Here is a 13,256-nt window from a genome sequence, read left to right as displayed (position 1 = left end):
TTGTGTCGCCCGAAATCCCAACATAGAAGACGAATATGATGGATGTCACGCAACCACGCAATGCCGGCCCACGCAATGCCAGCCTGGAAGGGCACGAGCAGGCCCTGGACCTCACACGGGGAATTGCCGCCTATGTCGACCACCCTCTCGTGGCCGGGCTCGCGCGCGTCATCGCCAAGCATCCGCAGGCCGATATCGCCAACGCCTTCAACCACAAGCAGGTCGCCTGCAAGATGTGGGCGCTTGACAAGCTGTTCGAAAGCGACGGCGGCCGGTTCGGGCGTATATGGGTTCTAGGTGGATGGTACGGCGTATTGCCGGCAATGCTTTTCAACGACGCCCGCTTCGACATAGCGGCGATCGGCAGCATCGACATCGATCCCGAAGTCGCGGCGGTCGCCCTGACCCTCAATCGGGAGGCCGGTGACCGGTTCCGGGCGCTGACGGCAGATATGTACGCCCTCGACTATGCGGCCGGGCGGCCCGACCTGGTGGTCAATACGAGCTGCGAACACATAGCCGATCTCGGCGCCTGGCTTGCCCTGCTTCCGCGGGGTACGAACGTGCTGCTGCAATCGAACGATTATTTCAGCGAGCCGACGCACATCAACTGCGTGGCGTCACTTGCAGCCTTCGAAGCAATGGCGGCGCTGCGGGAGATCAGGTTCTCCGGCGAACTGCCGACAAAAAATTATACGCGCTTCATGCTGATCGGAGCTGTTTGAAGCGCTCGCGCAGGATTTGCGCCGAGCGACGGGCGCCTTCCAGGTCGAGACGATGCGCGACTGGCGGCGGTCCTGCAAGCGCCCGGTCAATCGCTTGCGCCAGATCTTCAGGCGTCAGGTCCTGTTCCATCAGCACCGTTGCAAGACCGTGTTCTTCGAGCATCAGGGCGCGACGCGTCTGTTCGGTTTCCCCGCCGGCTGCAAAGGGAACGAGCAGGGAGCGACATCCCGCGCGCAGGACATCGCAGACCGTGTTGTAACCCGCCTGCGAGACCGACAGGCGGGCGCCGGTCAGCAGGCTGGCGAAATCCTCGCGGAACCGGAAGATGGACAGGCCCGGCGTGGCATCGCGTGCGATCGCCTCAAAGTCCTCCTTCGGCAGGTTGGGGCCGGTGATCAAACACCATGTCCAGGCGTTGTCGGCATTGCGCGCCGCTGCGACAGTGGATCTGACAAGGCTCTTTCCGGCGGCCCCGCCGCCAACCGACACCAGAACGTCGAAATGCTCGCAGGCCGCTTGCGCCGGCGGCGCGGCAACGAGCCCGGTGTAGGCGACCTCGGCCCTGATGGCGCCGGCCAGTGGAAATGTCTTGTCGATGGTTGCGAAAGCCGGATCGCCATGGACCATGACAAGGTCGAAATGCCTGTTGACGAGATCGACCGTTTCCTCGTTTCGGCCAGGCTTGACGCGCTCCTGAAGGATGTCGCGGACAGACGTCGCCAAAAGCGGTCTGGGCGATGTCGCTTCGATGGCCTCGATCAGCGGCAAGAGTTCGAAACGCATCTGCCGGCGTCCAAAGGGAAAAGCCTCGATAATGACGATGTCGGGCCCGCAATCCCTGAAAGCCTGCAGCAGCATCTCTGAACGGCGTTTCTTGAAATTATCGTCGATGGGTTTGCCCTGCAGGTCGACAAGCCCGGAAAATCCTTCGTCGCCGGAGGTGACAGGTGGCAGGGTCACAGATTTAACACCCGGTCCGGGAAATCCCGCGATCGGCGCTCCGCCGGTCACGACGGTTACGTCAAACCCGTCATCGACTAGCGCCGCCGCAATGCGGCTGGCGCGCGCGAGATGGCCGATGCCGAGCAGATGCTGGACATAGAAGAATGCGCAGAGCCGCTTCATTCGGCGGCCCGCCACTCCCGCTCGAACAGTTCCTTGAGCTGTCCAATGCCTGCCACATGATCGAATTTGCTTCGCACGCGCTGCTCCGCGGCGTCGCCGAGGCAGGCGCGCAGTACAGGATCGCGAATCAGGCGCTCCAGCGCCTGTGCCAGGGCAATCGGGTTTTCCGAGGAGACCAGCAATCCGGTCTCATCCGACGACAAAAGCTCCGGCACGCCGGAAATATCGGTCGACACGCAGGCAAGCCGCTGGCTGGCCGCCTCCACCAGAACATTGGGCAGACCGTCCCGGTCGCCATCCGCGGTGATCCTGCAGGCCAAAGCGAAGATATCGGCGCTGCGGTAGTGCTCGAGCACCTCCTCCTGCGCCAGCGCGCCTTTCCAGGAGACGCGGCCATCCAGTCCGAGCTTTTGCGCCAGCGCCTTGAGCCGTTTCAGTTCTTCGCCGCCGCCGATATGCTCGAAATGCCACGCCAGATCACCAGGCAAGAGGGCAAGAGCCTCCAGCAACGTATCGTAGCCTTTCTTTTCAACGGCGCGTCCGACACTCAGGATGATGACCGGTTCGGCCGGCACCGAGCCGTCATGCTGTTTTCGCGCCTCGCGGAAACTGCCGAAGCGATGAAGGTCGAGCCCATGATAGCTCAGATGCACGGACGAGTTGCCGTTGGCGAGTTTTTTCAGACGATCGAAGCCGGTTTTCGTGCAGGTGACTGTCCAGCGGGCCGAGGAAAGTTTGCTAGCCAAATCCCAGTCCGGCGAAGTCCAGATATCCTTGGCATGGGCTGAGCAGCTCCAGGGTTGGCGACGAAGCTGGCTGGCGTAGCGCGTCACCGATGCCGGGGTGTGCACGAAATGCGCATGCAACCATCCTGCTTCTTCAGGCCATTCGGCCGCTAGCACGAGCGCTTGCCCGAAGCGGCGTGCGCGATTGCGAGAAAAGTCGCGGCGGATATCGGCGGCGAGCGATCCGAGCGCGCGCCAGAAACTCGGCCGCGGCAAATTGGCAAGCAGCGAGCGAAGCACGCGTAGCGGCTCGTCATGCAGGTATTCCGGCAGGTAGTGGACGGGCGCCTTGATCTCGTCATGCACGGGATGCCGTTTTGCGTCGGTGGGCCGCCTGAGTGCGACGAGTATCAACTCGAACCCCGCGCGTTCCAGACCGAGCAGTTCCTGCGCAATAAAAGTTTCCGACAGCCGCGGATAACCCTTCAGGACCACGACGATCTTGCGACGTTGCAAGTCAGTTGATTCCTTCAACGATCGAAAGGTGGTGGCCGGCCCGCCGGTCGAGCAATTCCGCGACAATCTCGGAAATATGAGGCAGCCCTTCCAGCGTCAGATGCGGATTACTTTGTGAGGGGCGGGACCGGTCCGGCAGCGACACCAGTGCATCGGCGAATCGCTGGGAGTCCTTGGCTTCTTCCGGCAAAAGCAGCTCGATGAGGCCGAGTTGGGATGCGCGCCGAGCGCGAATCAATTGTTCCTGCCGTGGCTCGATGCGCGGCACGATCAGCGCCGGCTTGTCGAAAGATAATATCTCGCAATAGGTGTTGTAACCGCCCATGGCCACGACCGCCTTGGCGCCGGCAATCAGGTCTTCCATGCGGTTGTCGAACTCGATCATCTTGATATAGGGGATCTTGGACCCCTTCCTGAGCAGCTTGTTGCGCTTGCGGGCCGGCATGTAAGGCCCAAGCACGATCAGCGCCCTGTGCTGAAGTTGCGAATCCTGCTGATAGGCATCGAGGACGTCGTGAATCAATTCGGCACCGTCGCCGCCGCCACCGGTGGTCACCAGGATGTAGTCGCCCTCGGGCCGGTGGCCGGGCAACTCGTTCCGCTGCAGGCTCCGTTGCAGGAAACCGAGAAAACTCATCTTTGCCCTGACAGCCGGCGGCACATCCATGCCGGTCAGCGGATCGTAGAAATCCGGCGGGCCGTAGACCCAGACCTTGTCGTAGAACAGGCCTATCTTGCGCATCACATCCCTGCGCGCCCACTCTGCTTCGAGCAGGTGCGGCGCATCCATCACCTCGCGCAGGCCAAGCACCAGCGTTGTTCCACGCGTCTTGAGATAGGAAAGGGTATCCTCGATCTCCCCGCGCAGGCCGAGCGGTTCCTTGTCGACGATGAAGATATCCGGCCGGAAGGTCTCGGCTGTGTGGCGGATGATCGACTGGCGCAGCCTCAGCGTCTCATGCAGATCGATATCCTTTTCCAGGGAGGTGTATTCGCCGTTGCGTAACTTGATGACGCTGGGGATCTTCACGAAGTCGACTCGGGCGCGGTAATCGAAGGCGCCAGCGATCGTCGCACCCGAAATGATAAGCACCTGAAGTCCGCGGAAATCCTCGACGAGCGAATGCGCGATAGTCCGGCAGCGCTGCAAGTGACCAAGCCCGAACGTGTCGTGGCTGTACATGAGAATTCGAGCGTTTTCTGCGTGCTGGGTCATTGTTGAACGTCTCTTAGAATTCTCGCCTTAAGGACCGTGAGCGACGCGCCGGCTTCGAAACCACCGTAGCTTTGAGAAATAAGGTCGCCATTTTCAATATATTTTACTTCGGTGGAATGCCTGCCAGACAGGCATTCCGATCGTCTGAGTCGGAAACTTGATGGATTGGCGAATATCGCCTTGCGGGGGCCGAGACTCCTGGTCGTCGTTTTGGGAGGGATCGAAGGGGAACGTGGTATCCAAAAGATCGGCAGAAATCATCCCTCTTGATTCCAAAAAGTTTCGGTGTCTCCGAAAACCATTGGGTCGGAGCGGTGCGGGTGAGTTCCGCTTTCCAGCCCGTGTAGCCAATCGTCCCACCGTTCATTGTTGTTGTGGAACTCATTTCGCGCGCCGTTGTCCTCGGTCTTGGGGGACCAAGGGTGCTGCCCAACAATCTGTTGATGGGCCGTCTGATTGTGGTTCACCGACCAGAACTGAGTCATCTGTCGCGCAAGCTAGCCGGAATTTCAGCAAGAATCGAGTGGATGTCAGCGCGGGCAACGCACCGCCCCGCAGGTGGGTGTGCAAGACCAGTTGCTTGTCGATCGTAATGGCCTCTAGTTATCTCGCAATGTTCGACCATGACCAGCCCAATTTACCACGACGCCGAGGGGGCCCGCCAGCATTTGGAGGTCATTCGTTGGCCGCATGGTCCGTTTTGCCCTCATTGCTGCAATGCCAATCCGGGAGCGCATCACTACGCTTGCCCGCAAGTCTACTCGCCCGGTGTAGTGCACCGAAGGGCGCCTGCCATTCTCTGTCACTCGCGGAATCGCCGATAGCCGTGGACAGCTCATCTTTGGCCTGGAGGTTCGTCCTACAGCTAAGAGAGGAACCGGGATCCAACCTTGTTCGGTACCGGGGAGGACGCGTTTTGACAACAATGTCTTGTCGGTAATGAAAATTGAAAGCAGGTTACTGGCCAATCGGCCTAATCTGACAACATATTAGGTTTGGCTAAATTGTCTCTTGGAGGCCTCGAAAATGCAGCAGGCAAAACGAATCCTGGTGACCGGAGGCGCGGGTTTTCTGGGATCGTTCTTGTGCGAACGATTGCTTGGAGAAGGCCACGAGGTTGCATGCGTCGACAATTTCTTCACCGGAAGCCGAAAAAACGTCTCGAGTTTACTCGACAACAGATCCTTCGAGATCATCCGCCACGATGTGACGTTTCCGCTCTATGTGGAAGTTGATGAAATTTACAATCTTGCCTGCCCCGCGAGCCCCATTCACTATCAGTTCGATCCGGTCCAGACGACCAAAACCAGCGTTCACGGCGCGATCAACATGCTGGGGCTCGCCAAGCGGGTTCGCGCCAAGATCCTTCAGGCGTCCACGTCGGAAGTTTACGGCGACCCTGAAATTCACCCGCAGACCGAGGATTATTGGGGCAGGGTAAACCCAATAGGACCGCGTGCTTGCTACGACGAAGGCAAGCGATGTGCCGAAACCCTGTTTTTCGACTATTGGCGACAGCACAAGCTGCGGATCAAGGTAGCGCGCATCTTCAACACATATGGCCCGAGGATGCGTCCTGACGACGGCCGCGTCATCTCCAACTTCATCGTGCAAGCCCTGCAGAATGAGCCGATAACAGTGTACGGCACCGGCCAGCAGACACGGTCATTTTGCTATGTCGACGACCTCATCGACGGTCTGGTTCGCATGATGCAAACGGATGACGGTGTTACCGGTCCGATCAATCTGGGCAATCCGGTCGAATTCACGATGCTCGAGCTCGCCAATCTTGTGATCGAACTTACCGGAAGCCGGTCGAGGATCATTTCTTTGCCTTTGCCCATCGACGACCCAAGACAGCGACAGCCCGATATCGGAAGTGCCTTGCGTGAGCTCAATTGGGAGCCAAGAACCGCGTTGCGAGACGGCCTTGTCAAGACCATTGCCTATTTCGAAGGCTTGGTATCGTCGGGGTATCTACGACCCGCCGCTGCCGAATGAAGACCGTCCTGGTCACCGGCGGGGCCGGCTATATCGGATCACACTGTTGCAAGGCATTCGCCGAATCGGGCTGGTCGGTCATCACGTATGACAATCTCTCGCGCGGTTGGCGCGACGCGGTCAAATGGGGCCCGATTGTCGAGGGAGACATTTCCGACGCCGAGGCCGTGTCGGCGACTCTACGACAATATCGGCCTGATGTGGTGGCGCACTTCGCCGCCTATGCCTATGTGGGCGAGTCTGTCGAGCACCCGGGACTCTATTATCGAAACAACAGTTTCGGATCGCTGGTCTTGCTTGAGGAAATGTTGAAGGCCGACGTCAAAAAGCTGATCTTTTCCAGCACGTGCGCGTCTTATGGCGTTCCGGTTCACTCTCCGATTGACGAAACGCATCCGCAGTCGCCCATCAATCCCTATGGATGGTCGAAATTCATCATAGAACGGATGGTGGACAATCTTTCGTATGCTCATGGCCTCGAGGCGGTCGTGCTCCGGTATTTCAATGCGGCTGGATGCGATCCCGATGGCGAGGTCGGTGAGCGGCATGAACCGGAAACACATGTCATACCGCTCGCAATCGAGGCGGCGGTCAGGCGGGACCGGATTTTTACCGTCAACGGCATCGACTTCGATACCCGCGACGGGACCGCAGTACGCGACTATGTCCATGTCACCGATCTCGCGCGTGCTCACGTGCTGGCGGGGGAGAAACTCCTTCGCGACAAGGGTGTCCACGTCTACAATCTCGGGACTGGAACTGGAACGTCGGTGAAGGAACTGGTCGATGCGGTGAACCGGGCATCGGGATCGCGCCTTCCTGTGGTTTACGGTCCGCGCAGGGCAGGTGACCCTCCAGCGCTCGTAGCCGCGGCCGGCAAGGCGCACCGGGAACTCGGCTGGGCGCCTGAGCAATCCGGAATAGACAGGATCGTCGAGACGGCGCTGGCCTGGTACCGCAGGCAATTGTGACAGGCCCGCCACCCCGCCGCCTGTCCTACCGGCGTCGAGACCTACCGCGCCGCCCGAAAGCTTTCAGTTCGCTGCCCGCGCCGGACCGAGTCGGTGGTGAGGCTAGATTAATCACGTTTTCAGCGTTAGGGCCGACTGACGAAGTAGAGCAGCGTCAGCGTCCTTTATCCTCAGCATCAGAGTCACGCACGATTTCGTGCTGACGACGTTGGTATTGAGGAACAATGAGGGAGGCAGGTCCTTGGCTGTTGACCCTGCCGTTCTCTATCCAAATGACATTGGCCGCATCACGCGCCGTTTCTACGCGGTGCGTGATGAGCAAAGTTGTCCTTTTGCCAAGCTGCCTGTCAATCGCGCGCCGCACCTGGTCCTCGAGCGCGGTATCGAGCGCGTTCGTGGCCTCATCCAGGATCAGGAAGTCCGGATTGCGCAATACAGCGCGTGCCAGGCCAATGCGCTGTCGCTGTCCGCCGGAAAATCGCAGCCCCTCTTGCCCGATCCAGGTATCGTATTGCTCAGGAAGGTCCTCGACGAATGACGCGACGCCGGCACTGCGGGCAGCGACAATGATCTCTTCTTCGGCCGCATCGGCTTTGGCCATCCGGATATTGTCTGTCACCGTGCCCTCGACGAGGTCGACGTCCTGACCCGTTACTGCGATCTTGGACAACCAGTCGTCCCGCCTGATGTCTTGGAGCCGGGTGCCGTCAATCTTGATGTCGCCAGAGGTCGGTTCGTACAGCCGTAGGAGGAGGTTCACGATCGTCGTCTTGCCAGCGCCACTTGCGCCGATCAGCGCAGTGGTTTCTCCGGCTGGAATTTCGAACGACAGGTCAGTCAGGACCGGCGTATTTTGATCATATCCAAAGCTTACGTGCTCGAAGACGATACTCGCGTTCAAATTTTCGAGCGCGATGGTCCCCTGCGATGGATATTCCTTGTCCTCGGACTGAACCATCTCCAGGACTGAGCGCAGTTGCGGCTGCAACTGCGCCAGAAATAGCAGATTGCTCTCGAACTCCTGCGTATGCGGCTGCAGCCGATAAAGCAGCGCGACGGCGGCCAGCGTCACCTCGAAGCTGATGTGCCACCACCCGGAGACCAGGACGATAGCCCCCAACATTCCCAGATAGCCGATCTCGGTTGTTGGGCCGATCCAAGACGAAAGGCGAATCATGGACAGCGATGCCTTGCGCGCGGCCGCCGACGATTGCACGAAGCGGCGCTGATGAAGCGCCTCCTGTCCATAGGCCCGGATGGTGCGCAACGCCTGGAGCGTCATAAGCATGTGTTCGCCGAGCGATTGATGGATCTTCTTCACCTGATGGCCCAGATCCCGCGCAGGTCGCGAAAAGATGCGCAAGATCGCCGAAATCGCGATTGAGCCAATGGCAGCGATCACCAGGATCTTCCAGGAGATCGTGAAGAGAAAGACGGCGAACACGAAGATAGAGCAGCTGTTGATGATGAGTCGGGTCACCGCACCATAGGCTTGGGCCACGAGCCACGACTCGGTCCCGAGCACCTCCATGAGCTGCGACTGTTCGTGCCGTTGGATGTGTCCGAAGGCGACCCTGAGATATTGTTCGTGGACGAGGTTGCGCACCCGTTCGCTGATTCGTTCGCCGATGCTGGAGCTTATCAACGAATATAGCAGCGCCAGTGCTCCACGCGCGAGAATGAGCAGGAGGATCGCGAAGGCGAGCCGGGTAGGACTACCGAGCCAGGAGATTGCCAGACCCAGCGCCCGGCCCTGAAGGCCATTTCCAGTTTCTGTGATCCGGTCGGACACCAAATAGAGGAACAGCAGGATCAGGGTGATGCCGAGCGTCTCGGCCAGGGACGACAGAAAGCCAAGCGCAAGCAGCGCGGGCGTCGCCCACCGCGGCTTGCCGACGATGCGAAGCAGGTGCGAAAGATCGCGCAACGAAGCGCGGACCGCACCGCGGCGAATGGCGCCGTTCGCATCGCTCATTTCAGTTCCCCGGTCGGGAAGCGTACGATCGCCTGCGGGCGGACAGGCGGACGACCGCGCACCAGCTTTGTCGCGGCGCGCTTGGCCAAATGCGCCCCGATCCAGGGCAAATCCACGGCGATTATCCGCATGGCGATCGCGGGATGACGGCGTATTAGCAGTGACAGGATCGGGAGCACATAGCGCGGGTGCCTCTGGCGCAAGGTCCGCTCCAGGAGCCACGCCGAATAGAAATGCAGGCCCTCACGCAGCTTAGATGCCGCTTCCGGATGGCGGCCGAGCATCTCGTCCACCACCAGTATCCAGGACCGCAGCATGCGAGTCATGTTGCTCGACATATTTCCCGGCAGATAGCGATATCCCACCAGCGGCTCTTCGACGACTTCGAAGTGGTATCTTTCGGCGACGCGACAGTAGAAGAGGATATCTTCACAACCTTGCGCGCCGGCCTCACGCAGTCCGCCTTCGAAACCGTTGGCGTCGATCAGCGCCTGCCGATGTACCAAGGCGGCGCTGCCGTTGCCAACGAAATTGCCGAGAAAAAGGCGCTCAAGCACATCGCCCCGCCAGTTTGGCCGATGCCGAGCATCCGTTACCGCTCCCTGCGCATCGATGACCAGATACCAGCAGTAGACGAGCCCCACTTTCTCGTCCGCCCGATCGAACGCGGCCAGTTGCCGTTCTATCTTGGTCGGCGCCCAGAGATCGTCGGCATCGACGAACGCAATCAGATCGGATCGCGCCGCTTGCCAACCCGTGTTGCGTGCAGCGGCCACGCCGGCATTTTCCTGCTCGATCAGCCGGACACGCGGATCGGTCTCCGTGTGACGTCGGGCTATGGTGACAGTCTGGTCGCGCGAACCATCGTCGACGACAATAATCTCGAGCGCGCGGTGAGTCTGCGAGCGAACGCTGCGGAGCGTCTCCTCGATTGTATCTTGCGCGTTGTGAGCGGGGATAATGACACTGACGAGTTCGCCGTTCATTCGAGCACGGCCTCTAGCATGGCAACAAAGTCATCGAGCGAACGATCCCCGCGCATCTCGATGCGGGGAAGGTCGATCAGATCGCAATCGAGATCCGCCGGCCCAGATCTGGCGCCGAACCCGATTCGATAGCCGCATTCCTTCGCCAGCCGGCCAAGCCGTCGGTCGGTGACAGAGAAGGGCGCCGCGAACGCCGTCGTTGACCGCCCAGTCCAGCGCTCGATGAACATGCGCGAGCGCAGCAGCTCGGCGGCCAGCTCGGAGCTCGAAAGACCGTCGATTGCGCGATGCGTCGCCAGATGGCTTCCGAAGAATGCACCTTCGGCTGCAAGGCGCCCCACCGTCCAGGCGTCCATGAGCGGTGTCGGCGGACCGCTGTCTGCATCCCACAGCGCGTTTTCACCCACTAGGTCCGTCACAAGGAACACTTCCGCGGTAAAGTCGTTCGCGCGCAGGGTTGGCCAGGCATGGTCTGCAAAGTTCTGAAAGCCGTCATCGAACGTTATGAGCACCGGGCGGCCCACGAAAGGGTGACGGTTGGCGATAAACCATCCCAGCTGTTCCGACACGATCGCGTGAAAGCCATTAGCGCGCAGCCATGCCATCTGTCTGTCGAACGCGGCGGGCGTGAAGCGATAGCGGGCAAGAGCGGCCGGACCATCATCGCAGACGCTGTGATACATCAGAACGGGGATGCGCTGCCGCCGCTCGTTGCGCGCCACGTAGCTGCGCCGCGCCCGCGCCCCACCCCAGACGACGTTTCGCGCGACCTCGATTTCGACGGGCGCCAGGATCGAGACATGATCGACCGTCGGTTCCGCCGCCAGCTCTTCCGGGGACAAACGGCGGAACCGGTCGATGCGATAGAGTTCCGTCTGGATCGATCGCTCAAGGACGAGGCCTTCGGTCGCTGCCAGCGTCTGCGAGATTACTTGCGCACCGAATTTGTTATCCCAATCGAAGCCTGTCCGTTCAATATTATCACCAAGCACGAATGCGTGCGCGCTGATGAAACTGCCGCCGGGCGCCAACGCGTCGACGAGTTTTGTGGCGAAGCGCCGCAACGCGTCTAGATCATCCAGGTAATAGAGCACTTCCGAGCAGACGATCAGATCCATCTCACCTGGCAGGGCATCCGCGCTCAAATCCAGTACCCTGAATTCGACATTCAGCTGGTCCCTGCATCGTGCGCGCGCTCGCGCGATGGCAACGGCGGAGATGTCCGTTGCAGTCAAATGGCCCACTCGGGGCGCCAGTTGCCGCGTGAAATGGCCCTCCGCGCACGCCAGCTCAAGCGCCCGTCCTATCGGACCGGCCGGCAGAATTTCGAGCTGCCGCTCATATTTTTCTTGCTCATAGGGCGAACCGTAGTTCCAAGGATCCGCAGTCATGAAAAACCGATCCCAGAATGACGCGCGATCACCGTCGCGCCTTCCCTCAACCTGTGCAGGACGCGGCGGTGCGGAAGGTTCTGTCGCTTCGGTGTTTGGCCGCGCCAGCCGTTGCGCTGCCGTTGTCAACTGCGCAAGTCTGCCGTAGTGACTGTCCCGATCAGACCGTCCGGCCATTCGCAGCAACGTCTGTGCCGTGAGCACGTTTGTTTTGTCGGCCCCGGCGCCCCGTTGCAGGGTCGGCACAGGCGATCGGCTCGCAACCCGCGCGGCACCCTTCCACAAACGGAAAGCCATGCGCTTAAACCCGGAGAGGTCGCGTGTGAGCTCTTGAGGAGGCATGACATCTAGGATCAATTCAATCCAGTGTCGCTTTGTCACTGTCCCGAGTGCACCGAACTGAACCAGGGCCGCGATCTGGCCATCCACCATTAGGTAGGCATAGATTTGATCGATCCCTTCCGGCAGTTTGGTCGAGGTCGGATTTCGAGCATCGACGCGAATCCCAAGTGTCCGCGCCAGCCTGCGAGGAGCGGCAAGGTCGTCGAAGTCGAGAAGCATTTGCTCGAGATGATATTGCACGCGACGACCCGCAACCGGATCGCTCCAGATATAGCTGAGTTGATCGACCAAATCGGTGAGGGGGCCGCCGAACCTGTCCCATCTGGCAGCCAATTGCTGCGGCGTCGACAGACTTCCTACCATCAAGCCGTCGAAGACCACCTTGGCGATCTCAGGCGCCCATTCGTATCTGGCCGGGAGAGCGCGTAGGATGTGCGGGTGGATTGGGCCGCCGCCGTTGCCGCAATCCGATGCGGCGTTCCACAACGCAAACCATGCGAGTGCTTCGGAAGCGGCGCGCCCGTCCGCCGAATTTGCTCCGTTGGCGTGCGCGGACGCCGGGCGTTTCACCCGGGGGTCGGCAGAAAAGCCTCGGGCGATCACGATTTCGGCGTCCGCCAGCATCTGCGTCGAATTGCGCGTGAGCGAGTTGGGGCGGGCTCGATAGAAGGCCAGCGGCTCGTCAACCATCACCCAACGGTTTCCGAGACGTGCGACGCGCTGCCACAAATCCCAGTCCTCACACGTGCGCAGCGACACATCGAAGCCGCCTAACTCGACGACTGTCGCCCGGTCAATCAGCAGCGCGTGAGTACGGATGGCACAACGTCGCGCGAATGTCTCGAACGGTTGGATCGCAACTTCCGGGGCGATGCTCGGTGGGGTGAGTTCGCCATCGGGCATCACTCGCCGAGAACCGCAATACGCAGCCACAGAATCGGGCGCGGCTTCCAGTGCGGTCAGCATTTTCGCGAGAAAGCTGGCGTCCACCCAATCGTCGGCATCCAGGAACATTAGCCAGCGTCCGCGCGCTGACGAAATCCCCTTATTGCGCGCGCCGGCGGCGCTGTGTGCCGAAGAGTTCAGCGTCCGAAATCGGGCATCGCGCCCAACGTGACCGGCGATAATTTCGGCGGTGCCATCACTCGAGCCGTCATTGACGACAATCGCCTCCCAATCGGCAATGTCCTGACCGAGGAGACAGTCGAGTGCTTGTGCGAGCGTCAGTTGCGCGTTGCGCGCGGGCACCACGATTGAAACCAAGGGATTGTCCGCCACGTCT

Annotated in this window: 9 protein-coding genes; 3 read left to right on the top strand and 6 right to left on the bottom strand. The window is 60.4% G+C overall.

From position 1 onward, the window contains the following. The first annotated feature begins 38 nt into the window (after positions 1 to 38). The gene (locus tag AC0NIH_RS29580; RefSeq protein WP_473468478.1) at positions 39 to 725 is read left to right on the top strand and encodes a methyltransferase domain-containing protein; all 687 of its coding nucleotides are present in this window, start codon (positions 39 to 41) and stop codon (positions 723 to 725) included. Here the strand turns inward: AC0NIH_RS29580 and AC0NIH_RS29575 are convergent. The 3 genes from AC0NIH_RS29575 to AC0NIH_RS29565 are packed head-to-tail and all read right to left on the bottom strand — an operon-like array spanning position 703 to position 4,308. Further along, positions 703 to 1,851 (bottom strand): glycosyltransferase family protein, encoded by a 1,149-nt coding sequence (locus AC0NIH_RS29575; RefSeq protein WP_473468468.1) that lies wholly within the window; start codon positions 1,849 to 1,851, stop codon positions 703 to 705. The two genes, AC0NIH_RS29580 and AC0NIH_RS29575, sit on opposite strands and share 23 nt — an antisense overlap. Continuing rightward, positions 1,848 to 3,092, bottom strand: a complete 1,245-nt coding sequence (locus AC0NIH_RS29570) for a glycosyltransferase (RefSeq protein WP_473468469.1) — start codon at positions 3,090 to 3,092, stop codon at positions 1,848 to 1,850. Before AC0NIH_RS29570 ends, AC0NIH_RS29575 begins: the two co-directional genes overlap by 4 nt. A 1-nt stretch (position 3,093) precedes the next feature. After that, on the bottom strand, positions 3,094 to 4,308 hold the full coding sequence (locus tag AC0NIH_RS29565) for a glycosyltransferase family protein (protein WP_023776706.1): 1,215 nt from the start codon (positions 4,306 to 4,308) through the stop codon (positions 3,094 to 3,096). A gap of 1,026 nt (positions 4,309 to 5,334) precedes the next feature. Here AC0NIH_RS29565 and AC0NIH_RS29560 point away from each other — a divergent pair. Both AC0NIH_RS29560 and galE read left to right on the top strand, forming a co-directional pair. Then, positions 5,335 to 6,309, top strand: a complete 975-nt coding sequence (locus tag AC0NIH_RS29560; protein ID WP_023776708.1) for a UDP-glucuronic acid decarboxylase family protein — start codon at positions 5,335 to 5,337, stop codon at positions 6,307 to 6,309. Further along, positions 6,306 to 7,280, top strand: a complete 975-nt coding sequence (gene galE / locus AC0NIH_RS29555) for a UDP-glucose 4-epimerase GalE (RefSeq protein WP_473468471.1) — start codon at positions 6,306 to 6,308, stop codon at positions 7,278 to 7,280. The genes AC0NIH_RS29560 and galE overlap by 4 nt, the downstream gene beginning before the upstream one ends. Before the next feature lie 154 nt (positions 7,281 to 7,434). Here galE and AC0NIH_RS29550 read toward each other — a convergent pair whose 3' ends face one another. From AC0NIH_RS29550 to AC0NIH_RS29540, 3 genes are read right to left on the bottom strand one after another with little or no spacing between them, the layout of a single operon-like run. After that, positions 7,435 to 9,255 (bottom strand): ABC transporter ATP-binding protein, encoded by a 1,821-nt coding sequence (locus tag AC0NIH_RS29550; RefSeq protein ID WP_473468474.1) that lies wholly within the window; start codon positions 9,253 to 9,255, stop codon positions 7,435 to 7,437. Next, on the bottom strand, positions 9,252 to 10,241 hold the full coding sequence (locus tag AC0NIH_RS29545) for a glycosyltransferase family 2 protein (protein WP_224690526.1): 990 nt from the start codon (positions 10,239 to 10,241) through the stop codon (positions 9,252 to 9,254). Before AC0NIH_RS29545 ends, AC0NIH_RS29550 begins: the two co-directional genes overlap by 4 nt. Further along, positions 10,238 to 13,252, bottom strand: a complete 3,015-nt coding sequence (locus AC0NIH_RS29540) for a glycosyltransferase (protein WP_473468476.1) — start codon at positions 13,250 to 13,252, stop codon at positions 10,238 to 10,240. Before AC0NIH_RS29540 ends, AC0NIH_RS29545 begins: the two co-directional genes overlap by 4 nt. Positions 13,253 to 13,256: the final 4 nt, after the last annotated feature.

The sequence above is a fragment of the Mesorhizobium sp. WSM1386 genome (genome assembly GCF_055901595.1).
Note: the sequence above shows the minus strand (reverse complement) of the source record. Positions and strands in the feature narration are given on the sequence as shown.

What these genes read in the sequence shown, in the direction of transcription:
- AC0NIH_RS29580 (WP_473468478.1), top strand. Translation starts at nt 39, where the DNA reads ATGGATGTCACGCAACCACGCAATGCCGGCCCACGCAATGCCAGCCTG.
- AC0NIH_RS29575 (WP_473468468.1), bottom strand. Translation starts at nt 1,851, where the DNA reads ATGAAGCGGCTCTGCGCATTCTTCTATGTCCAGCATCTGCTCGGCATC.
- AC0NIH_RS29565 (WP_023776706.1), bottom strand. Translation starts at nt 4,308, where the DNA reads ATGACCCAGCACGCAGAAAACGCTCGAATTCTCATGTACAGCCACGAC.
- AC0NIH_RS29560 (WP_023776708.1), top strand. Translation starts at nt 5,335, where the DNA reads ATGCAGCAGGCAAAACGAATCCTGGTGACCGGAGGCGCGGGTTTTCTG.
- galE (WP_473468471.1), top strand. Translation starts at nt 6,306, where the DNA reads ATGAAGACCGTCCTGGTCACCGGCGGGGCCGGCTATATCGGATCACAC.
- AC0NIH_RS29550 (WP_473468474.1), bottom strand. Translation starts at nt 9,255, where the DNA reads ATGAGCGATGCGAACGGCGCCATTCGCCGCGGTGCGGTCCGCGCTTCG.
- AC0NIH_RS29545 (WP_224690526.1), bottom strand. Translation starts at nt 10,241, where the DNA reads ATGAACGGCGAACTCGTCAGTGTCATTATCCCCGCTCACAACGCGCAA.